Annotated in this window: 35 protein-coding genes; 18 read left to right on the top strand and 17 right to left on the bottom strand. The window is 32.1% G+C overall.

Translation table 11 applies throughout. From position 1 onward, the window contains the following. Positions 1 to 31: 31 nt before the first annotated feature. The 3 genes from HA141_RS08170 to HA141_RS08160 all read left to right on the top strand — a co-directional run bounded on the left by HA141_RS08170 (position 32) and on the right by HA141_RS08160 (position 2142). Complete coding sequence (locus HA141_RS08170; RefSeq protein ID WP_209118675.1) at positions 32 to 1357, top strand: aminopeptidase P N-terminal domain-containing protein; 1326 nt, start codon at positions 32 to 34, stop codon at positions 1355 to 1357. A gap of 52 nt (positions 1358 to 1409) precedes the next feature. Further along, positions 1410 to 1568 carry a hypothetical protein gene (locus HA141_RS08165; protein WP_209118673.1) on the top strand — a complete coding sequence of 53 codons (159 nt, stop codon included), beginning with the start codon at positions 1410 to 1412 and terminating at the stop codon, positions 1566 to 1568. Between the two features lie 106 nt (positions 1569 to 1674). Beyond that, positions 1675 to 2142, top strand: coding sequence for a 30S ribosomal protein PSRP-3 (locus tag HA141_RS08160; RefSeq protein ID WP_209118671.1), 468 nt, complete (start codon positions 1675 to 1677; stop codon positions 2140 to 2142). Positions 2143 to 2149: 7 nt separating this feature from the next. Here HA141_RS08160 and atpC read toward each other — a convergent pair whose 3' ends face one another. Together atpC and atpD are read right to left on the bottom strand one after the other, a co-directional pair. Then, positions 2150 to 2554: an ATP synthase F1 subunit epsilon gene (gene atpC / locus HA141_RS08155; RefSeq protein WP_209118669.1), complete on the bottom strand. Its 405-nt coding sequence runs from the start codon at positions 2552 to 2554 to the stop codon at positions 2150 to 2152. A 44-nt stretch (positions 2555 to 2598) separates the two neighbouring features. Beyond that, positions 2599 to 4059, bottom strand: coding sequence for a F0F1 ATP synthase subunit beta (gene atpD, locus HA141_RS08150; protein ID WP_209118667.1), 1461 nt, complete (start codon positions 4057 to 4059; stop codon positions 2599 to 2601). Positions 4060 to 4278: 219 nt separating this feature from the next. On the opposite strand from atpD, the gene groES reads away from it, so the two are divergent. Next, on the top strand, positions 4279 to 4590 hold the full coding sequence (gene groES / locus HA141_RS08145; RefSeq protein ID WP_032527362.1) for a co-chaperone GroES: 312 nt from the start codon (positions 4279 to 4281) through the stop codon (positions 4588 to 4590). A gap of 51 nt (positions 4591 to 4641) precedes the next feature. Further along, the gene (gene groL, locus HA141_RS08140; protein ID WP_209118664.1) at positions 4642 to 6279 is read left to right on the top strand and encodes a chaperonin GroEL; all 1638 of its coding nucleotides are present in this window, start codon (positions 4642 to 4644) and stop codon (positions 6277 to 6279) included. A gap of 69 nt (positions 6280 to 6348) precedes the next feature. Here the strand turns inward: groL and secG are convergent, their stop codons facing one another. Together secG and gpmI are read right to left on the bottom strand one after the other, a co-directional pair. Continuing rightward, positions 6349 to 6576, bottom strand: a complete 228-nt coding sequence (secG, locus tag HA141_RS08135; RefSeq protein ID WP_025930835.1) for a preprotein translocase subunit SecG — start codon at positions 6574 to 6576, stop codon at positions 6349 to 6351. Positions 6577 to 6598: 22 nt separating this feature from the next. Further along, complete coding sequence (gpmI, locus tag HA141_RS08130) at positions 6599 to 8221, bottom strand: 2,3-bisphosphoglycerate-independent phosphoglycerate mutase (protein ID WP_209118662.1); 1623 nt, start codon at positions 8219 to 8221, stop codon at positions 6599 to 6601. 136 nt (positions 8222 to 8357) lie between these two features. Here gpmI and pyrR point away from each other — a divergent pair, with 136 nt between their 5' ends. Further along, positions 8358 to 8894, top strand: a complete 537-nt coding sequence (gene pyrR, locus HA141_RS08125; protein ID WP_209118660.1) for a bifunctional pyr operon transcriptional regulator/uracil phosphoribosyltransferase PyrR — start codon at positions 8358 to 8360, stop codon at positions 8892 to 8894. Between the two features lie 7 nt (positions 8895 to 8901). Here the strand turns inward: pyrR and HA141_RS08120 are convergent, their stop codons facing one another. Then, a complete protein-coding gene (locus HA141_RS08120) occupies positions 8902 to 10470 on the bottom strand; it encodes an Hsp70 family protein (protein ID WP_209118658.1) in 1569 nt (522 codons plus the stop codon). Positions 10471 to 10566: 96 nt separating this feature from the next. Here HA141_RS08120 and HA141_RS08115 point away from each other — a divergent pair, with 96 nt between their 5' ends. The 3 genes from HA141_RS08115 (at position 10567) to HA141_RS08105 (ending at position 11738) form a co-directional block, all read left to right on the top strand. Beyond that, the gene (locus HA141_RS08115; protein WP_079298258.1) at positions 10567 to 10803 is read left to right on the top strand and encodes a DNA-directed RNA polymerase subunit omega; all 237 of its coding nucleotides are present in this window, start codon (positions 10567 to 10569) and stop codon (positions 10801 to 10803) included. 2 nt (positions 10804 to 10805) lie between these two features. Then, positions 10806 to 11177: a DUF1818 family protein gene (locus HA141_RS08110; protein ID WP_209118656.1), complete on the top strand. Its 372-nt coding sequence runs from the start codon at positions 10806 to 10808 to the stop codon at positions 11175 to 11177. Positions 11178 to 11486: 309 nt separating this feature from the next. Continuing rightward, positions 11487 to 11738, top strand: a complete 252-nt coding sequence (locus tag HA141_RS08105) for a DUF2811 domain-containing protein (RefSeq protein WP_209119216.1) — start codon at positions 11487 to 11489, stop codon at positions 11736 to 11738. Positions 11739 to 11744: 6 nt separating this feature from the next. On the opposite strand, the gene HA141_RS08100 is transcribed toward HA141_RS08105, so the two are convergent. The 5 genes from HA141_RS08100 to HA141_RS08080 all read right to left on the bottom strand — a co-directional run bounded on the left by HA141_RS08100 (position 11745) and on the right by HA141_RS08080 (position 14973). Further along, entirely contained in the window at positions 11745 to 12209 is a 465-nt protein-coding gene (locus HA141_RS08100) for an EVE domain-containing protein (protein WP_209118654.1), read from the bottom strand. A 180-nt stretch (positions 12210 to 12389) separates the two neighbouring features. Continuing rightward, a complete protein-coding gene (locus HA141_RS08095; RefSeq protein WP_209118652.1) occupies positions 12390 to 13280 on the bottom strand; it encodes an SHOCT domain-containing protein in 891 nt (296 codons plus the stop codon). Further along, on the bottom strand, positions 13277 to 13780 hold the full coding sequence (locus HA141_RS08090) for a hypothetical protein (protein WP_209118650.1): 504 nt from the start codon (positions 13778 to 13780) through the stop codon (positions 13277 to 13279). Before HA141_RS08090 ends, HA141_RS08095 begins: the two co-directional genes overlap by 4 nt. Further along, positions 13780 to 14421, bottom strand: a complete 642-nt coding sequence (locus tag HA141_RS08085; RefSeq protein ID WP_209118647.1) for a DUF1651 domain-containing protein — start codon at positions 14419 to 14421, stop codon at positions 13780 to 13782. The genes HA141_RS08090 and HA141_RS08085 overlap by 1 nt, the downstream gene beginning before the upstream one ends. A gap of 84 nt (positions 14422 to 14505) precedes the next feature. Further along, positions 14506 to 14973 carry a hypothetical protein gene (locus HA141_RS08080; RefSeq protein WP_209118645.1) on the bottom strand — a complete coding sequence of 156 codons (468 nt, stop codon included), beginning with the start codon at positions 14971 to 14973 and terminating at the stop codon, positions 14506 to 14508. A 283-nt stretch (positions 14974 to 15256) separates the two neighbouring features. Here HA141_RS08080 and HA141_RS08075 point away from each other — a divergent pair, with 283 nt between their 5' ends. The 4 genes from HA141_RS08075 (at position 15257) to HA141_RS08060 (ending at position 17789) form a co-directional block, all read left to right on the top strand. Then, a complete protein-coding gene (locus HA141_RS08075) occupies positions 15257 to 15601 on the top strand; it encodes a hypothetical protein (protein WP_209118643.1) in 345 nt (114 codons plus the stop codon). 476 nt (positions 15602 to 16077) lie between these two features. Further along, positions 16078 to 16323 carry a hypothetical protein gene (locus HA141_RS08070; RefSeq protein WP_209118641.1) on the top strand — a complete coding sequence of 82 codons (246 nt, stop codon included), beginning with the start codon at positions 16078 to 16080 and terminating at the stop codon, positions 16321 to 16323. A gap of 85 nt (positions 16324 to 16408) precedes the next feature. After that, positions 16409 to 16789: a hypothetical protein gene (locus tag HA141_RS08065; RefSeq protein ID WP_209118639.1), complete on the top strand. Its 381-nt coding sequence runs from the start codon at positions 16409 to 16411 to the stop codon at positions 16787 to 16789. Positions 16790 to 16799: 10 nt separating this feature from the next. Beyond that, a complete protein-coding gene (locus HA141_RS08060) occupies positions 16800 to 17789 on the top strand; it encodes a hypothetical protein (protein WP_209118637.1) in 990 nt (329 codons plus the stop codon). Between the two features lie 261 nt (positions 17790 to 18050). Here the strand turns inward: HA141_RS08060 and HA141_RS08055 are convergent, their stop codons facing one another. The 3 genes from HA141_RS08055 to HA141_RS08045 all read right to left on the bottom strand — a co-directional run bounded on the left by HA141_RS08055 (position 18051) and on the right by HA141_RS08045 (position 18789). Continuing rightward, entirely contained in the window at positions 18051 to 18212 is a 162-nt protein-coding gene (locus HA141_RS08055) for a hypothetical protein (RefSeq protein ID WP_209118636.1), read from the bottom strand. A 30-nt stretch (positions 18213 to 18242) separates the two neighbouring features. Further along, positions 18243 to 18380, bottom strand: a complete 138-nt coding sequence (locus HA141_RS08050; protein ID WP_187151428.1) for a hypothetical protein — start codon at positions 18378 to 18380, stop codon at positions 18243 to 18245. Between the two features lie 259 nt (positions 18381 to 18639). Next, entirely contained in the window at positions 18640 to 18789 is a 150-nt protein-coding gene (locus HA141_RS08045) for a hypothetical protein (RefSeq protein WP_158516825.1), read from the bottom strand. A gap of 42 nt (positions 18790 to 18831) precedes the next feature. On the opposite strand from HA141_RS08045, the gene HA141_RS08040 reads away from it, so the two are divergent. Further along, positions 18832 to 19014 carry a hypothetical protein gene (locus HA141_RS08040; RefSeq protein WP_079296299.1) on the top strand — a complete coding sequence of 61 codons (183 nt, stop codon included), beginning with the start codon at positions 18832 to 18834 and terminating at the stop codon, positions 19012 to 19014. Between the two features lie 40 nt (positions 19015 to 19054). Here the strand turns inward: HA141_RS08040 and HA141_RS08035 are convergent, their stop codons facing one another. Further along, positions 19055 to 19216: a hypothetical protein gene (locus HA141_RS08035; RefSeq protein WP_209118634.1), complete on the bottom strand. Its 162-nt coding sequence runs from the start codon at positions 19214 to 19216 to the stop codon at positions 19055 to 19057. A gap of 188 nt (positions 19217 to 19404) precedes the next feature. On the opposite strand from HA141_RS08035, the gene HA141_RS08030 reads away from it, so the two are divergent. Further along, positions 19405 to 19542 carry a hypothetical protein gene (locus HA141_RS08030; RefSeq protein ID WP_158078879.1) on the top strand — a complete coding sequence of 46 codons (138 nt, stop codon included), beginning with the start codon at positions 19405 to 19407 and terminating at the stop codon, positions 19540 to 19542. Between the two features lie 534 nt (positions 19543 to 20076). Then, entirely contained in the window at positions 20077 to 20403 is a 327-nt protein-coding gene (locus HA141_RS08025) for a hypothetical protein (RefSeq protein WP_209118632.1), read from the top strand. A gap of 773 nt (positions 20404 to 21176) precedes the next feature. Here HA141_RS08025 and HA141_RS08020 read toward each other — a convergent pair. From HA141_RS08020 to HA141_RS08010, 3 genes are all read right to left on the bottom strand, one after another. Further along, on the bottom strand, positions 21177 to 21392 hold the full coding sequence (locus HA141_RS08020; protein WP_209118630.1) for a hypothetical protein: 216 nt from the start codon (positions 21390 to 21392) through the stop codon (positions 21177 to 21179). A 48-nt stretch (positions 21393 to 21440) separates the two neighbouring features. After that, positions 21441 to 21596, bottom strand: coding sequence for a hypothetical protein (locus tag HA141_RS08015; protein WP_187151099.1), 156 nt, complete (start codon positions 21594 to 21596; stop codon positions 21441 to 21443). A 759-nt stretch (positions 21597 to 22355) separates the two neighbouring features. After that, positions 22356 to 22550, bottom strand: coding sequence for a hypothetical protein (locus HA141_RS08010; protein ID WP_209119252.1), 195 nt, complete (start codon positions 22548 to 22550; stop codon positions 22356 to 22358). A 172-nt stretch (positions 22551 to 22722) separates the two neighbouring features. On the opposite strand from HA141_RS08010, the gene HA141_RS08005 reads away from it, so the two are divergent. Further along, complete coding sequence (locus tag HA141_RS08005) at positions 22723 to 22905, top strand: hypothetical protein (protein ID WP_025926966.1); 183 nt, start codon at positions 22723 to 22725, stop codon at positions 22903 to 22905. After that, positions 22892 to 23041: a hypothetical protein gene (locus tag HA141_RS08000; RefSeq protein WP_209119250.1), complete on the top strand. Its 150-nt coding sequence runs from the start codon at positions 22892 to 22894 to the stop codon at positions 23039 to 23041. The genes HA141_RS08005 and HA141_RS08000 overlap by 14 nt, the downstream gene beginning before the upstream one ends. Positions 23042 to 23458 lie beyond the last annotated feature (417 nt).

The following is a 23458-nucleotide window of genomic DNA, read 5'->3' as shown; positions in this document are numbered from 1 at the left end:
TTTTTTTTTAAACACGCCAATACACAATTTTATGTTTAATACTGACAATAAAGTTTTTGAAGAAAGAAGAGAAATTTTCTTAAATAAATTAGATGGAAAAGCTGCTATTATCCCTGGGGCTAATCTTGTAAAGCATCATGCTGATTGTGAATATCCTTTTAGACAAGATAGTAACTTTTGGTATCTAACTGGTTTTGATGAGCCAGATGCAATCGCTCTATTCTTATCGCATAAGCCAAAGGGAGAAAGATTTATCATGTTTGTTGCTCCAAAAGATATTATAAGTGAGGTTTGGCATGGCTTCAGATGGGGTATGGAAGGTGCTGAAAAAGAGTTTAAGGCTGATAAGGCTCACTCAATAACCGAACTAAGAGATTTACTCCCAAGTTACATAGATGGATCTGATGAACTTGTTTTTTCAATTGGAAAGCATTCATTAATTGAAAAAATAGTTCTGGAGATTTTTTCACAACAAATTGAAAATCGTTCAAGATTAGGATTTGGGGCAAATTCTATAAAATCTCCAGAAATTTACTTAAATGAGATGAGATTAATTAAAAGTGAATTTGAAATTAAGAGAATGAGAGAGGCTATACAAATTTCTGCAGAAGCTCATGAACTAGTAAGAGAATCTATCTCATCAAAGAAAAATGAAAGACAAATTCAGGGTCTTATAGAAGGATTCTTTTTAGAAAAAGGGGCGAGAGGACCAGCCTATAACTCTATTGTTGCTTCAGGAGATAATGCATGTATTTTGCATTACACCTCAAATAATTCACCCTTAAAAAAGAATGATTTATTGTTGGTAGATGCTGGCTGCTCACTAACTGATTATTACAATGGAGACATAACAAGGACCATTCCAATAGGTGGAAAATTTTCTGAAGAGCAAAAAGTAATTTACGAAATTGTATTGACTGCCCAGAAAAATGCAATTAAAAGTGCCATATCTGGATCTAATTCTAGTTCTGTGCATAATGTTGCCTTAACAATTTTGATAGAAGGATTAAAAGAAATTGGTTTATTAGCGGGTAGTACTGAGGAGATAATTGAGAATCAATCTTATAAACATCTTTATATGCATAGAACCGGTCATTGGCTCGGCTTGGATGTTCATGATGTTGGAGCATACAGAATGGGAGACTACGAAATGCCATTGCAGAATGGCATGATTCTTACAGTCGAACCCGGTATATATATAAGCGATAGGATACCAGTTCCTGAGGGACAACCCCTTATTGACGATAAATGGAAAGGCATTGGGATAAGAATAGAAGATGATGTTCTTGTTAAAGATAAAAAACCAGAAGTTTTAAGTATTGCTGCACTAAAAGAAATTTCTGATTTAGAGTTTTAAATTTGACTTATCTAGTTAATAGATTTATTTTTATAAAGCTCAATGTTTAAAAATGAATAAGTCAGATTCATACGATTCGAAACTCTCTCAAGCAAGAGGCTTAGCTAGTCAGCTAGGAATGTTTGCAGAAGAAAACGATATACCTAAGGATCTTTGGGATTCATTAGAAGCTACAATTTATGATTTTTATCAAGTTTCGCATGATAGATAAAATTTTTGTTTAGAAAGTATCAATAACTAAAATCAAGAAATTTTGAAAAAATCAATCAAAATGTGTCCATAAACTGATAAATTGTTAATTAATCATAAATATGTGAATGACTTCATCTGATAAGTTAAATCAAAATTCAAAAGAAAAAAATAGTGATGACCCAAAGTCTAAAAATTCTCCACCCAATACAGGAATGATAAGTGCTACAGCTGTTTTAGCAGCTGCCACAATAGATGAAGATGGAGTACCTACTGGTTATACCCCTAAACCTGATGAAGGAAGATTCATTATCAAAGTTTTGTGGTTACCTGATAATGTTGCTTTAGCTGTTGATCAAATAGTAGGAGGAGGCCCAAGCCCTCTCACTGCTTATTATTTTTGGCCAAGAGATGATGCTTGGGAAAAATTAAAAAGTGAATTAGAAAATAAAGGTTGGATTACAGATAATGAGAGAGTTGAGATATTGAATAAAGCAACAGAAGTAATCAATTATTGGCAAGAAGAGGGAAAGACAAAGAAATTAGAGGAAGCTAAGTTAAAGTTTCCGGAAGTAGCCTTTTGTGGAACTGCTTAAAAATTAATTAGTTCTTTGCAGCTTGAATCCTTGCCTCGGCCTTAGAAATTTCCTTCAAAGCTTTTATTCTCTCAGAATTTTTTTCATTTTCAGTAAATTTACTAATTGTTAATTTTGCTTTCTTAAGATCTTGTTCGGCATTTTGAACATTAATTTCTGATCCAATTTCTGCATTGTTAACAAGAACTATGACTTCATCTGATTCGATTTCAGCGAAGCCACCCATTAATGCTATCGATTTCCACTGAGAATTCATTCTCATCCTTAAAACGCCAATATCAATAGCTGTTACTAAAGAAATATGTCCAGGTAGTACACCAAGTTGACCAGTAGTACTAGGAAGTATTACTTCTTCAGCTTCGCCTTGATAAACATTTTTATTGGGAGCTAAAACTTTAAGAGAAATTGCCATTAATTTGAAATTATTTAGAGGTTAATTGTTATAAATTCAGAAATTTATTTTTCTGACTTTATTTTTTCAGCCTTTGCTTTTACTTCATCAATGTTACCAACTAAGTAAAAAGCCTGTTCGGGTAGATCATCTAATTCACCTGACAAAATCATATTGAAACCAGCTATGGTGTCTTCTAATTTTACGTATTTACCTGACATTCCCGTAAATATTTCTGCTACGAAGAAAGGTTGGGAAAGGAATTTTTCAATTTTTCTAGCTCTGTCGACAGTTAATCTATCTTCTTCAGAAAGTTCATCTAAGCCAAGAATTGCAATAATGTCTTGTAATTCTTTATATCTCTGCAAAGTTGATTGAACAGCTCTAGCAGTTTTGTAATGCTCATCGCCAACCACTGAGGGTTGAAGCATAGTACTTGTTGAGTCTAATGGATCAACTGCTGGATATATCCCCTTAGCTGCAAGAGCTCTCGCAAGTACTGTAGTAGCATCTAAATGTGCGAAGGTTGTTGCTGGAGCTGGGTCAGTCAGGTCATCAGCAGGTACATAAACAGCCTGAATTGATGTAATTGATCCTTCTAATGTAGATGTGATTCTCTCTTGTAATTCACCGACATCAGTTCCAAGAGTTGGTTGATATCCAACCGCAGAAGGCATTCTTCCAAGTAAAGCTGATACTTCAGAGCCTGCTTGAACAAATCTAAAAATGTTATCAACAAAAAGTAGAACGTCTTGCTTATTTACATCTCTAAAATGTTCAGCCATTGTAAGAGCAGATAAGCCAACTCTCATTCTTGCCCCAGGTGGCTCATTCATTTGTCCAAAACATAATGCAACTTTTGATTGAGTTAAATCATCTGCATTTATTACTCCTGATTCTTTAAATTCTTCATATAGATCGTTCCCTTCTCTTGTTCTTTCTCCTACGCCTCCAAAAACTGAAACCCCACCATGTTCTTTCGCGATGTTATTAATTAACTCTTGAATAAGAACGGTCTTACCAACACCAGCGCCTCCAAATAATCCAACTTTTCCTCCTTGTCTGTAGGGAGCTAAAAGATCAATAACTTTAATTCCAGTTTCAAAAACTTTTGGCTTGGTTTCAAGGTCAGTTAATTTTGGAGCAGCTCTATGAATTGGCGCAGTATCTTTAGTATTTACTGGACCTTGTTCGTCAACTGGTTCTCCTAAAACATTGAATATTCTTCCTAAAGTTGCTTCTCCTACAGGTACTGATATTGGTGCTCCTGTGTCGATTGCCTCCATGCCTCTGACAAGGCCATCTGTGCCACTCATTGCCACTGCTCTTACTCTATGGTCTCCAAGGAGTTGCTGAACCTCTGCAGTAAGCGCTATTTCCTGCCCTGCAGGATTTTTTGCTTCAATTCTTAATGCATTTAATATTTTAGGCAATTTGCCAGCTGGAAATTCCACATCTAGAACTGGTCCAATTACCTGACGTACTACGCCCTTTGTTTGTGAAGAAGTTGATGGAGTTGCTACCATTTTTTATTGTTTGGTGATGAATAGCTGATTTTTAACAGCTTATAATCCGAAAATACTACCATCTAATGGGTAGATTCGTTAAATCGGTTCGGCCACCCGCACAGTTAAAGTATGGTTTAATTGCTGCTTCGCGGATTATGTTGTTGATGATACGGATAGAGAATTCCTCTTTCCATTTTTATGACGCTAAGCGTCTCAATTATGATCCTCCATTAATCTATGGCAGCTGTTTCACTTACAGTCTCTACAGTAAAACCACTGGGAGATAGAATATTTATTAAAGTTTCCGCATCTGAGGAAAAAACTGCTGGGGGCATTCTTTTGCCTGATACAGCTAAAGAAAAACCACAGGTTGGAGAAGTTGCTCAGGTAGGTCCTGGGAAACTTAATGACGACGGTTCTCGGCAAACTCCAGAAGTGAGTATTGGCGATAAAGTCCTGTACAGCAAATACGCTGGAACAGACATTAAATTGGGGGGAGATGAATATGTCTTACTCTCAGAAAAAGATATTTTAGCTGTAGTTGGCTAAAATATTTGTTTCAAAAATTATTAAAACTTATTACTAAATTACTGCCTAAACATGGCTAAAAGAATTATTTACAATGAGCAAGCTCGTAGAGCGCTCGAGAGAGGAATCGATATCCTTGCTGAGTCTGTAGCTGTAACGCTAGGACCCAAAGGAAGAAACGTTGTACTGGAAAAAAAATTTGGTGCTCCACAAATCATTAATGACGGTGTAACAATCGCCAAAGAGATTGAATTAGAAGACCACATTGAAAATACAGGAGTCGCATTAATCAGACAAGCAGCATCAAAAACAAATGATGCAGCTGGAGATGGTACCACAACTGCTACTGTTTTAGCTCATGCAATGGTTAAAGCAGGTTTAAGAAATGTTGCCGCTGGAGCTAATGCAATCACTTTAAAAAAAGGAATTGATAAGGCTACGGAATTTCTTGTGGGTAAAATTCAGGAAAATTCTAAACCTATCAGCGATAGCAATGCTATTGCTCAATGCGGAACTATTGCTGCTGGTAATGACGAAGAGGTAGGTCAAATGATCGCCAATGCAATGGATAAAGTTGGCAAAGAAGGTGTTATCTCCTTAGAAGAGGGAAAATCAATGACTACTGAATTGGAAGTCACTGAGGGTATGCGTTTTGATAAAGGCTACATTTCTCCGTATTTTGCAACTGATACAGAGAGAATGGAAGCTGTTCTAGATGAACCATATATCCTTTTGACTGATAAAAAAATTGCCTTAGTGCAGGATTTAGTTCCTGTCTTGGAACAAATAGCTAAGACTGGCAAGCCACTAGTAATTATTGCAGAAGATATAGAAAAAGAGGCTTTAGCAACTCTTGTTGTAAATAGACTAAGAGGTGTATTAAATGTTGCGGCAGTGAAAGCTCCTGGATTTGGTGACAGAAGAAAAGCAATGCTTGAAGATATGGCTGTTCTAACTAATGGTCAACTCATTACTGAGGATGCAGGCTTAAAATTAGAGAATGCTACCATTGATATGCTTGGAACTGGTAGAAGAATAACTATCAACAAAGAGACTACAACCATAGTGGCAGAGGGTAATGAACAAGCAGTCAATGCTAGGTGTGATCAAATTAAGAAGCAAATGGATGAGACTGATTCCTCATACGACAAAGAAAAGCTTCAAGAACGTTTAGCAAAATTAGCCGGAGGAGTAGCAGTCATTAAAGTTGGAGCTGCAACAGAAACCGAGATGAAGGATAAAAAACTTCGTCTTGAAGATGCTATTAATGCTACAAAGGCTGCTGTTGAAGAGGGTATTGTCCCTGGAGGAGGAACGACTCTTGCACATTTATCTCCAATACTAAAAGATTGGGCAGATAAAAATTTAGAGGGGGAGGAATTAATTGGTGCTAACATTGTTGAAGCTTCACTTACTGCTCCTCTAATGAGAATTGCGGAAAATGCAGGCTCTAATGGTGCAGTGATCGCTGAAAATGTAAAATCCAAACCATTTAATGATGGATTTAATGCTGCTACAGGAGAATATGTAGATATGTCCTCAGCTGGTATAGTTGATCCTGCAAAAGTTACTCGTTCAGGATTACAAAATGCAGCTTCAATAGCTGGAATGGTTCTAACCACAGAGTGTATAGTTGCAGACTTACCTGAGAAAAAAGATTCATCTGCTCCAGCAGGAGCTCCAGGTATGGGAGGCGATTTTGATTATTAACTATACATATAATCAATAAATTAATTTTAAAAAGGGATCATGAAAATGATCCCTTTTTTTGTTCTAACTTTATGAAATCCAGCCAGCACTAAGAATAATTGCGAGAGAAAGAAAAATAACTAAAAAAGTCCAAGTTATTTTGTTTAGAGATGCTTCTGCACTACTTGCACTATTGAACATTGAGCTTCCACTGGCAGCTATTCCTCCCATTCCATCGCCTTTTGGACTGTGAAGTAAAACTAGAAGTATCAGAAGAACCCCAGAAAATACCCATATCCAACTTAAAATTTGAATCATTGTTTATTGACTTGTATTAACTTTAGACGTGTTGTACGACTTTATTATAACCTTTTAACTCGATCTCTTTAATAAGAGATTTTCCTGTCATTTCTTTTGGGATTGGAAGATTTAATAACTGTAGTAAGGTTGGAGCAATATCTGCTAAGCCAGCATTTTCGCGTAAATTAATCTCATTCCCCATATTCGGGATTTTTCTTTTTTCACCCTCAATAAAAATTAATGGAACTTTATTTGTAGTGTGTGCAGTCCATGGTTCTCCTGATGCCCCTTTCATTACCTCTGCGTTACCATGATCGGCGGTTATAAGAATACTTCCACCCATTTCTCCTGTAGCATTTACTATTTGACCTATACATTTATCAACTTTTTCTATAGCTTTAATTGTTGCATTCATATTGCCTGTATGACCTACCATATCAGGATTAGCAAAATTAATTACAACAAAAGCATAGTTTCCACTTTTAATTGCTTTAGAGCAACTAATTGTTAATTCTTCAGCAGACATCTCAGGTTGTAAATCATAAGTTGCGACTCTTGGAGATGGAATTAAATGTCTCTCTTCTCCAGGTAAGGGAATTTCTACTCCTCCATTAAAAAAATATGTAACGTGAGGATATTTTTCTGTTTCTGCAGTTCTGTATTGTTTAAGTCCGTTTTCTGAAACTATTTGGCCAATAAAATTATTAAGAGATTCAGGAGGAAATGCAACTTTTACAGGAAAACTAATGTCATATTGAGTAAAAGTAACTAAATCAATATTTGGAAAAGTTTTTCTTTCAAAATCTGAGAATTTTTGTTCTGAAAGAGATTTAATTATTTGTCTGGCTCTATCAGGACGGAAGTTAAAGCAAATTAAACTATCCCCATCTTTCAGATAGTTATCTGACATTCTCATAGGCTCTATAAATTCATCAGTAATATTTTTTTCATAACTTTTTTTTATGTAATCCTGAGGAGAAATATTTGTTACTTTAATATCTGGATCAGTTAAATTAGCGTAAGCTTTTTCTGTTCTGTCCCATAAAAGATTTCTATCCATTATCCAGTATCTTCCGCAAATAGAGACTATCTCACCAGTATTGTATTTTTTTATGCATGACTCTATTTGATTAAGATATTTAGATGCACTTTTTGCGGGAGTATCTCTTCCATCTGTGATAATATGTATTGCTACTTTTTCGATGCCATTATCAGATGCCCACTTTATTAAACCTAACAAATGATCTATGTGACTATGAACTCCTCCATCAGAACATAATCCCGTGATATGCAATGTTGAATTGTTCTTCTTTAATGAATCCGCTAAGTCCCTAAACTCACTAACCATCTCTAATTGATTATTTTTTATAACATTTGAAATCCTTACAAGTTCTTGTTGGATTATTCTCCCAGAGCCAATGGTTAGGTGACCTACCTCTGAGTTCCCCATTTGGCCATCAGGAAGTCCAACATCAGAGCCGCTAGCGCTTATTAAAGTATGAGGGTATGCATGCCACAATGAATCCATGATTGGAGTATTGGCACTTTTTATAGCATTATTGGATATGTCTTCACGATGTCCCCATCCATCTAGTATTGCAAGAACTACAGGACTCTGAGGAATACTTGATCTATTTATATTGTTATTAGTAATCTTTGACATATTTAGATCAAATTTATTGTTTTGTGATCCAATCTTAAATTTAGCTTTAAACGCTACTTTTTAACAATTTATATTTTACATAGTTAGCTTTTGCTAATTTATTTTTAAATACTTTACGAGATTTTTTTGATCAATCATGTCTAATAAAACAAAAAGGGTAATAATACTTACAGCAGTTGAGCTTAGAAAAACAATTTCACGTTTAACTTCCGAAATTATCGAAAAAGTTAAAAACCTCGACAACCTTCTTTTGGTTGGGATTCCTACTAGAGGAATTGATTTGGCTGAGGTGCTAGAAAAAGAATTATTTAATAAGTCAGGTGTAAAAATAAGGAGAGGAATAATTGATCCAACTTTTTATAGAGATGATCAAAATAGAGTTGGAACTCGCCTAATAAAAGCAACTGATATTCCAGCACCTATTGAGAAACAAGAAATCCTCTTGATAGATGATGTGATTTATACAGGGAGAACAATTAGAGCTGCAATGGATGCCCTATATTCATGGGGCAGACCTCAAAAAGTGATGTTATTAGTAATGGTAGATAGAGGTCATAGAGAATTACCTATCCAACCAGATTTTTGCGGAAAAATAGTTCCAACTAGTAAAAATGAAAGTATTAGTTTACGTCTAAATAATATTGATAATGAAGAAGGAGTTTTTCTTGAATAACTTTAGTTCAAAAAATATTTCCTAAATTATATTCCCCTAGAAATTCATCTTTAATATCAAAATGCTTAACTAATAAATCAGCTTTTTCATTTATTTTGAAGAAAAGTTTTAAGTTGTCTTCTCCTATATTTAATGCATTTTTTAGTTCGATTTTGAGTGGGTTTTTGTCCCATTTTATAATTTCTTCTTCACTTTGAACCTCTGAAAGTTTTGGTAATCCATTTTCAAAAATAACATCATATGCTTTTTCATTTTTTGTTTCTCCAATTATTATTTCAAATGTTTTTTGATTATTTTTACTAGCTTGAAGAATAAGTTTAAATGGTTTTTCAGTTGGCCATGTTTGACCTTTGCAGAAAATTGGATGCCAAAAGTGTTTTTGTTCTCTTCTATTAAATAATCTTATAGATAATCCTTTTATTAAAATATCTTTAATTTTTGTCCCTGGGGTCATTGCTAAAGCTCCCAAAGCTATTGATTCAATAGGTGGAGGAGATTTTATTGGGATTTTTGGAATCTTTTTACTTATCCATTCTTTAATTAATGGAATTTGGGAACCCCCTCCAACTAAAATAATCGCGCTTAAGTCATCTACTGTGCAAAATTTACCTCTTGCTTCATTCAGTAAATCTTTGAGTAAGGAGTTGAGGAGATTAAGAAAATTATTCTCAATAATAATGTTCTCAAATAGTTTTTTACTTATGTAAAATTCTTTTTCTTTAGATCCTTCAATTAAAAATTTCGTAGTGTATTTATTCTCATATTTAATTTCAGATGAACTGAGTTTACATTTTATTTCTTCTGCCCTTAAAAGATTTTTTGCAAACTTATTGTTTGGAATAAAATAATCGACGATCCATTGATCAATATCTTTGCCTCCAATTTTTGTTCCTATTTTACTTATTATTTCAGCACATCTTATTTTTTGTTTTGAAATTGAGCTTACATCATTCCCTCTAAATTTTAATAATTCAGCTATTGGAGAAGATTTACCTTCTCCTCCTTCTAATTTGACTATGTTCATATCTACAGTGCTTCCTCCAATATCAAATGTCATAATTTTTGAGCCAAATGGCAAATCAATCCCTAAACTTGCTGCAGTAGGTTCATCAACTAGAGCAATTTCCTCTACTGATAAATCCCTACAAAGGTTAACTAACCATTTTCTGTAACCCTTGTAAGTGTCAATAGGAGCAGTTAAAACAAGTCTTTTGATTTCGTATTTTTGAGGAATGTTTTCCCATAAGAATTTAAAAAATTTTTCGCCACATTCAATAGGCTTTAAAATATTTTTCTGATTAATTTTTTCAATGGAATTTCCAATTAATCTTTTAAAATTAGAATGAAAAAATAAATCCGAATTAGGGCTATATTTCATCTTCAAAGCACTATTACCAATTTTTAAAATTTTTGAAGGCTCTTCGTACCAAACTGCTGTGGGTATAACTCCTGGTGATGAAGTAATATTTGGTATTTCAACTAAAATATAATTTATATTTTTTTGATCCTGAAAAGCTACAACAGTGTTAGTATTCCCTAAATCAATAGCAAGCGTTCCAGATAAATTTTTTTCCATATGAAATTTTTATAAATTAATTAAGTTCTTTTTGTAATTTATGCTTTGAATCTGTCCAGTAAACTGTAAAATATATTTTATAATAAAAAATTTTTAATGAACATATCAAATAATACGGGAATCGACTCTAATGATCTTGCAAAAAGAGGTGAGAGTTTAATAAGAAAATCAACTAATAGATACCTAACTACAGTAAAAATTGCTTTTAGAGCTAAACAAAGACGTTTTGATGATTTTGATGGATTATTGGAGGAGTCAACTATAAAACCCGTTCAAAGGTCAATTATTGAACTAAGCGATGAGCAAGACCAACCAGATTTACTACCTGGTTAATTTTGGTAAAAGACCAAAAAAAGTGGAGATTGTTGAAAGATTTTAAAAAAGGCAAATTTTGCTTTTTGATTGGAGTAGATAATTGGTCAATTGAATTACAAAAAAAGGAATTTCATTCACTTTATCTTTTACTTTTAAGAATTAATAAACAACTTTTAGATATAAAGAATGAATTAATGGATGAGGAATTTATTTCTTTAGAATTAGAACAACTGCCTTGGTATATAGAGCTAAAAGGGAAAAAAAAAGAGTGGAGTTTAAGGTTTGTTTTTGAAAGTCAAGAACAAACAAGATCATTCGAAATGTATTGGCCGATACCAATTGCGCAAAATTTATTTTATGAAATAAAAAACATGTGGGAATCAATGGATTAAAAGATAAATAAAATTGGAAATTTTAAAAAATATTTCCCCTTCAAAAAAAATTTTTTCACAACTTTTCCACAACATTTTTATAAAAAATATCTATTGATCTAAACCTTGTGGAAAACTTCTGATTTTACATAAATCTTTATATTTCAGTGAAATTTAATTTTATAAAATTAATTTCCGTGACCTCTGTTTTTATGACTGGAATCTCATTATTCTATTACCTGAGACTATTTTTTAATAATGCTTGTTGACGATTTAGTAATTTTGGAGAAAACTAGAATTTGTAGATTTAAATTTCAACAATTTTTTAATATGCAAGAGTTAAATTACAACGAAAATTCAAAAGTTATAAATCATAAAGATGAAGTAATAAGTTTCAAATGTGAACTTCAAGAAAATCTTCAAAGGGCTATGAAAGAATTTGTTGAGGAGCACCCTAACTGGGATCAATATAGGATAATACAAGCTGCTATTGCAGGATTTTTGATGCAAAAAGGATTTCAAAATAGGGATTTAACGAGACTCTATATTGGCAATATGTTCTCAATGAATTTTAAGGACTAAAATTTTTTATATTTTTTCTAGTAGTATTTTTGCTATATCATTTCTTACAGGTAATATTGATAACCTATTCCCTTTTTTCACAACTAATAACTCATCTTCATTAAATAAAATCTTTAATTCAGGTAAACTTAAAATCTTTTCTGATCTAGATTTGTATTTTACTTTTACACAATCCCATCTCGGATTATCAGGTTTCGATTTTGGATCATAATATTTTGAATCTTTATCAAATTGAGTAGGATCAACAATATTTAAATCTATTACCTCCATAAGTCCCACAATACCAGGGGGTTTACAGTTCGAATGATAGAAAAAAACCTTATCTCCTTTATTCATTTTTCTCATAAAGTTCCGAGCCTGATAATTTCTTATTCCGTCCCATAAAGTTTCACCGTCATTTTTTAAAGTATCTATGCTATAAGCATCAGGCTCGCTTTTCATTAGCCAGTAGCTAGGTTCCTGTTGTGGCATGGGATCTCGGCGAAAATTTCAGGTTCGAATGAAGTTAGAATAACTCGTTCAGATATAAATTCATTATCCATCAAAGTCCCTATTTAGGAAAGTAATGGGTGGCATGGGGTTATCTCCATGCTGCGCATATATGTAAATCCCAAGAGAGATTTATTTTATTTTTTTGGGATTTTTAATAGGTTACATATCTAATGCTTTTTTCTTTAGTAAAGTATATTCCTCTTCACTTATTAAGCCTTCATCAAATAATTGTTTGTATTCTTTTAATTGGTCTTTTGTTGAACTATTTTTTGGTAATGATGATTTTATATCTCTTTTTTTTATTAAACTATTTTCCCTTTTTGATTTCTTAGGTTCTTTATATTCATGATCTATTGAAAGACCTCCCATTTCATTGAAAGTTAATCTTTGGAGAGCAGATTCTGAGAGTATTTTGTTTATGTCCTCTAAATCAGGAAGGGATTTACCTCTATTCTTTGAAACCTTTTTTGCATCTTGGTAGATTTTTTCTGATGCAGTAACTGTGAGATTATAAATATTTCCTAATCTCTCTATAGTTTCTTTTTCTGGAAGTCTAGTTGTAAAAGAATCCACTTTATCTTTTACCCAATTAACTTGAACATCTGAAAGGGTCTTATCTTCTTTTGGATTTAAACTTTTTTGGTTAATATTACTTCCAAAATCAGGATTAAAAGTTATAAGTACTAAATAAAGAGTGCTCCCAGCGCATAGTATTCCTAATAATCCAGCTGTAAACCTCTCTAGTGTTATTGAATAAATAATTACTAAAAATCCTGCCGAAACGTTTATTCCATATAAAAAGCCCACCAATCCAACTATAAAAATTCTTAAAAGATCTTTTAGAGGACTAACATTTATCTTAAATTCCCGGAAGATATCTTTATGAGGTCCATTTTTTAGAGCTCTAAGAGTGTAGAAATTCTGAATAAGGATTGGAATAAGAAGCCATTGATTTTGAGGAATTGTTATTTTGAATAGTCCTACAAGGGAAACTATGTAACCAAAGAGTCTAAACTTATTATTAAGTGGACGATACTCATTTCTGATCATATTTCTCCCCATGACCAGGGCTTTCTAATATATTCCGATAATCTAAATCCATTTGAATACCAACCAGTTACTTTCCCACTTATATAAGTAACCAAGTTAATTTTATTAATGAACTTCGGTTCATCAGGATAAATATTTTTAAACTTCCCCATTGGAATCTGTTCAAAAGATATTTGGAGCGTGTCATCTTTGTGGACACAATTCTCAGGATTATCAAGAATTAATCTATAGGTCCTGTAGGAGATATAACCTATTGTATCTTCAACCAAATTATCAGGATAGTCATTATCATCCTTTAATCTTTTAACCTTATATGAGTCACTACAAACTCCATTAAGAGAAGATCCGTATGCCACATAGTCTTTAGTGATTGTGAGTTCTCCAATTACAGCTTCACCAGCTGTTCCCGTAAATTGCCATGAACCATAAAGTCTTTTTGGTAATTCTTCTGCCAATAAAGGACTAGCAAATAATAGAAGTGTAAGAAGTAAGCGTTTCATTAATCCCATTTTTTATCTGTAGGTAACCATCCATTATTTAAATAATATTTCCAATCTGATTTTGCTTCTTTAATTTTTAATTTAAGCTCCTTTGTTATTTCTGGATGTTGGTTAGGAAGCAATTTACCAGTTTGCTCTACAACATATTGTTTTAAATCTGCATTTGGATTTTTCTCTAAATAAAATCTTTTGCACCAGATATTTTTTTGATCAATTAACCATCCCTCTTTTGTTTCATCACTTAAAAATTTTGGTTCTTTATTCTGAATTATTTTCTTTTGGGATTTAGATATCTTTTTTTTATCAGCAATATATTCAGCTTTAAAGGGTTGCCAAATTGAATAAAGAAATCCTTTATCTTCATTTGGTTTATTTGATAGACCCGCCCATAATAATATCGCCCAAAAAACACTATCTCTTGCTAAGACTCTTGATAATATCTCTATTGATTTTCCATTTCCTTGTGCCTCTTGAAATAAGGAGATAAAACCAATAACGCTAAAAATAAAAATTATTAATATTCCATATGCGAATATTCTCCTTCTCAAATATGAAGCTTTAGGACCTGTATTCCCAGATATTTTTTGAATTACCCAAACAACGAAAGGAATTAATGAGGCAATTAATATATTTAAAAGCATCTAGATTATGGCATTCAAGAAGTACATTAATGGTAAATCAGTTGTCAATAATATTCTTTATTAAAAGATTTCTTAAATAGGATCCTATCTCTCTGAACCATTAACCCAACCACCTGATCTACATTTGCCAGAATTGTTGATTTCGTAGCTATCGCACCAATAGCTATTTAAAGCAAATATGACATTACTTTTAATCCTTTTAGCTCCGCCCTCAACAGGCAAATAATGTATACCTTTTTTTGCATTTAATTTTTCTGAACAAGAGAAATCAGGACCGCACATTGCGTATGCTATGTCCTCTTCATTTACATAAAGTACTGCTCCTGTTCCAGTATTTCTCCAATAAGGTATTCCAGGTAATCCAATATCTTTTGCTTTTTGATGGTGGCGCGCAACTCTTGTTTTATTAGATTCAAAGACATATTTCCATTCAACTTTTGGGAGATTTACAAAAAGAACCCAAAAAATAATCGGTCCATATATAGCTCCTACCCAAGCCCATATTCCATATTTTTTTGGTTTATTTGGTTTTTGATTATTATCTATATCCATCAAAATTATTTTCCCTTTTTAAATAAATTTTGTATTACAAAAATATCTTGAGCTTTTGGATATTTTTGTTGAAAAACTTTGATCGCATGGCTTGGTGAGAGAGCGAAGAGATTTGTTTTGATTCTGTATTCCTCTACTAATCCGGATATTAAAAAACTTTTCACAAAACGATACTAATTAATTCAATTTTATAGTCAGTGTCAACAATTTAATTTGACTAGTTTGTTAAGAATATTTATTCTTAAAAAATTATTATCCATAATTAGTAAAAAGTTTTTAAACAATGGAAGATAGAGAAGTAAAACGGAAAGTTAAAGGAACTGTTGGATCAGTTGGAGGCGCAGCGGCAGGTGGTCTGGTAGGAATAATACAAGGATCTATCTCTACTTCTTTCTCTTTTGGTATTCCTTTGGGTATTTTTATTGGGATAATAAATTTAATTACAGGTGGTGGATTTGCTGGTTTCTTATCAAGTCTTATAACGACCACTGTAATTATTGGTTTTTTAGGAGGTATTCTTGGTCTTATTATGGGATTGATAGGAGGAGGAGTAGTTGGATCGAGTTGGGGTAAAGAAGAATTAAAACAAAGTAAAAATAATGTTATAGATATTGATAAAGAGGAATAAAGTACAGGTTCTCCTCTTATTAACCCGTCAATACTCCTTTCCCAAGAAAGTGCTCTGCCGTTGAGCTACAAGGGCTTAATAGTGTGGAATATTTTTTGATAAGTTTGGCTTATATTTGGAAATTCTTGGTTAATTACTTTAGTAATAGGGGTATACCCTCCGAAAATACTCTTTTTCGATAAGTCAGGCTTATATGTTATAAATCGAGAAAAATTTCTTGAAATCGTAGTAGCGAATCGGGGTATACCACAACTACCACCTACATTGCTCACAGAACGCCCTCTGTGTTGATTAGCGAAATAGCCAGACTTTAGTAATACTAATGATTTATATACTTTATTTGTTTTTTGTTTAATGATGTATTTATTGATTTTTAATTATTAATTATGGCTGTTTTATTAACAAGTCCAGATGGACCAAATGATGAAGATTACAAACGTATCCTCGAAAGGATAGAGGGCATCATGGAGGGTTATATGAGGTCCTCAACTCACATGGTTAATGAACTTGCTCGAATAAGGAAACACCACAGAGAAGACAAGAACGAAGTTGTTGATGAAATGTGCAGACAACACAAAGAGAACATTAATCAATTTAAGGAGATTTTAGATTCTGCTGGTTCTTTTATTGGAGAATTACAGCATATGAGGAGAGTAATGGAAGCATTAGTTCACAGCTATAACATGGAGCAATTAAACCAACCAGACGAAGAATTGAGGTAGGTGTACTTGAAAATGAGTGTGAACACTTAATTATTGAATAATTGACAGTTGATCTAAAATTGGAGGGATAAAACCCTCTTTTTTTATGGTATTAGCTTGGTTTGCTTTAATAGGTTTTTTATCTCCATTTTTATGTGGAGGACTAATGTATTTAAATAAAGAAGAGGATGGATCACCAAAGATTATACAAGGATCGATGAGTGCTAAAGCCCTTTCATTAATGAGTATTTTTGGAGCTTTTTGTTGTTTGATTATGGTCCTAAAAGGTATTCATATTTGGGGAAATTGGGAAATTCCATCGATAGACCCAAATGTAGCCGCAAGAACATCAACAAGAGCAAGAGGTAAAGGAGGAATTATTTTACTTGCTATAAAATTTTTCCCTCAATTTTTGGTTTTTGGTTATGGCATTTGGGGGTGGCAGTTAAAAACTTACCTAAAAAGAGCGAAATGGTTATGGGGTTAATATATAAAAGATGAAATTAATTAAAAAATTTCTACCATCTATAAACATTATAGATTTTTTTTATTTAGGGCTTTTTATATGTGCTTTTTATATAAAATTTTATCCTTACGTTTTTATTTTCCTTCTTCTTTATATTTTTGTATATAGATTATCTTTTTCTTTTGATGAAGAAAAATTTAATAAATTTATTAAATTTACTAACTTTCAAAACTACAAAGTTTCTGAGTTACTTAAAAAATTTTTATATTTAATTGCGTGGTCATTAATTATTGCTTTTGTAGTTTCAAGATTTAACCAAAGTTCAAATTTATTTGTCACTTTACTTTTGCCAATAGCACTGGCAATTGCAGTTGCTTGTAGGCAGTGTATTTTAGCTATTAATTTTTTGATAGAAAAAGGCTTGTTTAATGCACTCTTATTAAACGAAAAGTTTTATCTCTTAAAAGGAACACAACCGGCACCAGATTGGTATTTTCTTGAGGCGGCTAATATGGCTGGTAATTATTCTGAAGAATATTTTCCACTATATGAATTAGCTAAAAAAGCTTCCAAAAAATATCAAAAAGAAGCCCTAAAAAATGGAAAGGAATATAAAGAAATAATTTATGAACAAAGATGTTTGCCAAAAGGCGTATATTTTATAGGCGATCCTTTAGAAGTTATTGATGATTATGAAAATAAAGATAAATGGCAACCTGAAAGAAATGATGTTTTGCAATTAGAGGATGGTACGTATTTCGCTATATTCAAAGCTGCTTTAGGACCAGGAGAATATCCTGATGAAACTGGAAAAAAATATTTCACAAAATCAGGTGACATAATTATTTATCCTCTTAACCTCCTTGATGAAGAAAAATGCTGGAATTTAAGTGATAAAAATAAAGCTCAAATATATAATTTTAAATATACCGTAGATGTTGGTTACGACCGGCAAACTGACGGTTCTATTGATTGTGGACCAGTTATTATATTTACTGGTGAGGAAAGGTGGTTAGAGTAAAAAAAGTTCGAATGAGGTTCGAATGGAATTTTCTGTAAAAAATAAAACCCTTGCTATGACTAGCAAAATGCATCTCGCTCTTTTTTCATTAGCCAGTAGCTAGGTTCCTTTTGTACCATAGGATCTCGGCGAATATATAGGGTTTGAGTAAAGTTTGGGTAACTTCTTTGAATATGAATTTATTATCCATCAAAGTTTCTATTTAGGAAAGTGTACCCCTTTCCTCTATATATCATGACGGTACCCCTTTATAAATTACGCTTATCTGTTGGAAATATTGAAGGAAAAATCTTTAATCGAGAATTTATTAAATAATGACTTACCTATTTGTGAACCCACACCGTTGTTCTTGAGTTCCTTTTGATATGCCTCTTTGCTTGAGAGAATGATATCTTTAATCGAGAATTTATTTAAGAATGACATTCTTATTTGGGAAAATTGCTTTGTAGATGATCACATCATCTCGTAATTATCAAATTTAGTTTTTAACTTTGCTGCTTTATGTATTAGTCCAACTGCTTCTTTTCTTCCAGTAGCTTGTTGCGCCTGATGCATTAATTCAGCATATTTTTTTACGATTTTCTTTTGCATGGTTTAGATTAAATAAAGACCGTTTTTTAATCTAAAGCTGCAAGGAACAACTTTCAGAAGATAAGGAATCAACGGTAAAACCTCAGAGTCAACAAATTGGAACGGGTTAACTCGTGTGTTAAATATATAATCAATTAGCTAAATACCTGTTGGTATCTATGATTACATTGTTTTCAAATCCTGATTTATTTTAGTTTTATCTAAAGTGGAGAAGATTTCTTTTTAAATAATGAGTGTCTTTTAAATCTTGAATTGATCTCTAATAATTTATGGTTGGCTTCAGTTGTATCCCTGCAACTGCCTCATGACAACCATGTATTAATTTTAGGACTGCTTTAGTATTTTTTGATTCAAAATATATACCTCTTCCCGTACCTAATAGTTCCTCAAACCGACCTATAAATTTCAAGGCTATAGGAGGACAATATAAGTATAGATCTAGGAGGTCTAAATGAAACTATTCAATCAATTCACAATCCTTCCAAGATACCTAAAAGCATTTAATTATGCTGGAAACAGAATGGAAGAAATAACAAGAAATCTTGATAGAGATAACCATTTATTTGAAGACTATTGGAAGAGGGAATGTAGAGAACATCCAACTAATCAGCATTGTTTAGTCTATTGCGACTGAGAATTTTAATCTTAAGGGTTGACAAATGAGTATAAATACTCTATAAATAAAGTGTAGTAAATGCTACCAAATCGTCCGATCTACTATTAGATAGACCGCAGTACGAATCAAGCCATAGGACGGGGACTTGATCAAGACCAGGAGCTGCATAATGGTAAACATGTATTTTAACGGCAAATCTTTCGTATATTGCAAGAGCCAAGAAGAGAAAACAATAAAGCTTACTTATAGAGGATCTAGTTACTTGAGATAAATAAAATCTCATATCTATTAAATATTCAATAAACTATTTTTTTTAGAGGTGTTATGCCATGAAATTTACTAATTCTCCTTTTGCCATACTCGATAAGAACATGAACGCATTAGATTATCAAAAAAGAAATTTAAAATATGAGGACTATTGGAGAAGGGAAGGAATTAGCAACAGTAAAGGTCTATCTTAATACTGGAATAATTGCTGGATTAGTTGGTGTTGGATTTGTTGCCTCTACTTTAATTTTTGGAGTATTAATTCTAGTTTTAAAATAAAAAAGGTAGTTTAACTAAGCTTTTGATTAAAGTATTTAATACCTGCCATTAGAAATTAAGAAAAAGGTTTGGTTGAATTAGATGGAACTTCTACTGGAACCAATGACTCACCATAATGTGATATAGCTGATTTTATTAGTAACCAGTAAAAGAAGTTAACTAAAGCTTTCTCCACGAGGATTTAGTAACTAATCTAGATAACCTTATTAGTTTTGTAATAGCAATATACAAAAAATATTTATCAAGTAATCAATATACTTATCAAAACTAGCAGAAAGTTACTTTAATTAGGATAGATTCACCTTTCGGCAGCGGACTAAATCCTCGTGGAGCATTGGACTTTAGCCCGCTCTATCTTTTTAGCAAATGAAAAATTGAACTGCAATTCAGCTCTTAGATGTGACATCCAAGATAATTTCAAAAATATTTTTTTCTAAAAAAAGAATTAAGTATTTTTTCGGAATGCTTTGAAAAGAAATATGTGTTTAATTTTGTTTAAGTTTTATCTCGTAAAACTAATAGGGAATTTTATTTATGAAAAACATTCTGTATAAAATTTTTGAATTCCTAAAGGATCTTTTCCAAAAAATTTCTGAATTTTTAAAAAGAAGATTTTCTGAAGAAGAAGAGAAGCCAGTTGAAGAAGAGATGCCAGTTGAAGAAGAGATGCCAGTTGAAGAAGAGAAGCCAGTTGAAGAAGAGATGCCAGTTGAAGAAGAGAAGCCAGATGAAGAAGAGAAGCCAGTTGAAGAAGAGAAGCCAGTTGAAGAAGAGAAGCCAGTTGAAGAAGAGAAGCCAGATGAAGAAGAGAAGCCAGTTGAAGAAGAGAAGCCAGTTGAAGAAGAGAAGCCAGAATTATAAGCAGAAATTTATTAAATAATTTACCTTCCTTTTCATTAGTTTTTGGCTAGTGAATCAAGTTACCTAAACTTGTTATGAATATATTTTATCGGTATAAGTGGTCTAAGGACTTGTCCTTTTCGTAAGGACTTGAGCCTAGCGGTTTCAAGGTTAACCCCGCACTCCTACACACGAGTACAAAAACCTTTTTAATTAATGCAGATTACTTCCAAGACACTTAGCTTGCTACTTAATGTAGTTTTTGTGCTTTGTGTCTTTGTCATTTGAAGACTATTCATCAAAAGAGATTAATAGTTTCAGGGTTTTCTTACTTCGAACCGAACTCAATATCGGTTAGTTTTTTAGTCTTTAAAAGTTTGAGTAAAGTTTGAGTAAAAAATTACGATTCCCTGAAATCCCAGTAATAGCTAGACGCGCTCACTTTTCATTAGCCAAAACTTTTCTTCAGTCATATCAAGGTATCTCGGCGATTTTTAAGGCTTGGAGGACGTGTTATCCAAACTTTTTTGGTTATAAATTCATTATCCATCAAAGTCACAATTTAGGAAAGTAATGGGTGGCATGGGGGGTGCATATGACCGTGCTGCATCGTATATGTGATCTGATACATTTCTGTTAAAAGTTTACGGGTACAACCTTTCAATAGCTTCTTCCTGTTCTTGCTTTTTTATGTCTTCAGCATCTAAAACAGGGCACGAGTTTTGATTTAGTGATAAGAGGAAAGTGCTTTTTTTGAATAGTTTGAAAAGTGGTGTAAGTAATAAGTTTTTCATTTATTCCCAAGTTTTCATATCAGAGAAGTCGCTTGCTATTGCATGAAGCATCCCTCCTACAAATGATCTAGGGCAACCAAGTTTGTTAACTAAAACTTCTGATTGTTTTTTGATATCTTCCCATGTAGGTCTGATATCCTCATTTATTTGTTTAAGGCTAGGTTTAAATTCTTCTGAATCATTCATATTAAGAGGTATTAACTTATTAAAATTCAAATGATAGTGAAGAAAATCTCATTTATTTAAATAAATATTCAATAAAAATTACAAAATAAATTCTTTAGAAATTATTCTAAGCTGATTTAAATTCAGATTATTTAAATAATTATTTGCAATCAATTTTTCCTCATTAATTTCGAGATCTTTAATCTCAGAAATAATGCTATTAGATATTAAATCAATTAAATGTTCTTTATCCATGACTTATATATAAACCCAAAACAAACATTAATTATTAAAAGTCTTCAACTCAACATATAAGTAAAAATACTCAGATAAATATAAAGCTCAAAAAATGTTGGCGAAAATTTAACACTAGATACGCCGCCACTGACACTCCTTGATAGACTTACACGTCTTCATGTAAACAGATTATTTACTGCAAGAAGTAAACAACAGTTTCACTTTGAATTAACAGAGGGGATTGTTAATTCTGAAGTAGAAGATTTAAATGGAAATCGTAAGAAAGAGCAGAAAGTTCCTCAAAAAGCTGTTATTGGTATTGGGGCAGGAAAAAATTATACTCTTTATGATGTAGGGACTGATAATACTCAATTCGTACAAGCAGGATATAAAATAGAAAAAAGAATTAAGGGATTTGGAAGGTTTTAGTTTTTAGCATCAAGTACCCACTTCATTTTGAGAGAATTAATTAATCAAAAGTAAAAAATTTTTTTAAATTACCTTTTATAGATAAATTTTTGTATGTCTTCGAATAGATTTGATTTTGATTTAAAAAATCCATTGCTTTTTAAATAAGATTTTCCTTTTTCTATATTTTCAATTCTTTTTTCATAAGAATTTTCATCTAAATTTTTTTGCATAAAAAAATAGTCGGACTTTTATTCTGAATAATGCTCAGAAAAAAGCGGTTACCTTAAATACAAAATTTAAATTCTTTTTTGAATTGATTCTCATGCAAACTAAAGATCTAATAAAAAGGTTTCTTTTCTTTAATTTCTAAGAATCTTTTGATATTTTGTTCTTCATGTCCTCAATATTATTAATTAATTTGTCTAACCATCCTGTATTATCTTCTGGTTTTAGATATGTAATTTTTGGTTGATTAATTTCAAGAGTCTCAAAATCTCCACTCATAAATTCTCCTTCGTAAATTTTTCTAAGTCTTAAATAAGTTCTAATTGATTTGAACAAAATACTGCGTATCTAATGTGTGCGGTTTGATGAACATATTGGTACGGAAAGAGGTATCTTTTTTTTAGCCATTTAAATCTATTGCTGACTTAGATTAAAAACATGGTTGTCATGAGTCGGTTGCGTTGTTCCAGCTGAAATCAACCATAAACTTTAAATTGCATTTAATAAAATGACTTACTACAGTTGCTTTGATCAAAAAGGAAACATAATTGCTCGCTGTCAGACTAAAGAAGATATAAATGTTCTTAAGAAAATGGGCAGACCAATAATGGAAATAAAAGAAATGAAAAAAGAGGAATCAGTTGTTTGTTCTTTAACTGGTAGTCCATCCGATTACAATGAAGATTATTAAGAGTATGACTCAAAGAACACTTCAATTAAATCAACATGGAAGATCAGTAGTTCTTTTGTTGGTTGCATTGAATAGCATTTTTACTTTTTTTTCTACTTTTGAAAAAGCATTAACTGATCGTGAAAGAGTGAGATAAAAATATTTAGTTATTTATGGATTAACAGTAAATCAATAAAATTTAAGACATAAAAAAAAACCCTGTTACAGGTCTTTTTTTAATGGTGACGACAGAAAGGAGATCTATTTAATAATCAGATTAAGAATTTTCTTAGAAATTAGTTTTGGAAGTAAAAGTGATTACTCACTTCTTCATGCTTTACAAACGACTTAATTTTTAAGATAGTTCAGAATTAATCCCGAAAGTTTAATTTCTGATCACTTAACTTACTTTCCGTAAAGGTTAGAAAAGTTAATTTACCTTGGTGTTGCAGACCATTGGTTAGTGAAGATCTAGTTGGTCAACCTTGGTCGAGTCGATCACCAGAACTGTCGTATAAATAAAGTAATCGGTCTCAAATATTATGCATGAATCCTTAAGATTGATTTAATAATG

The sequence above is a fragment of the Prochlorococcus marinus XMU1402 genome (genome assembly GCF_017696205.1).
Classification (GTDB): Bacteria; Cyanobacteriota; Cyanobacteriia; order PCC-6307; family Cyanobiaceae; genus Prochlorococcus_A; species Prochlorococcus_A marinus_AC.
The sequence above is the reverse complement of the archived record's forward strand: the minus strand, read 5'-3'. Positions and strand labels throughout refer to the sequence as shown.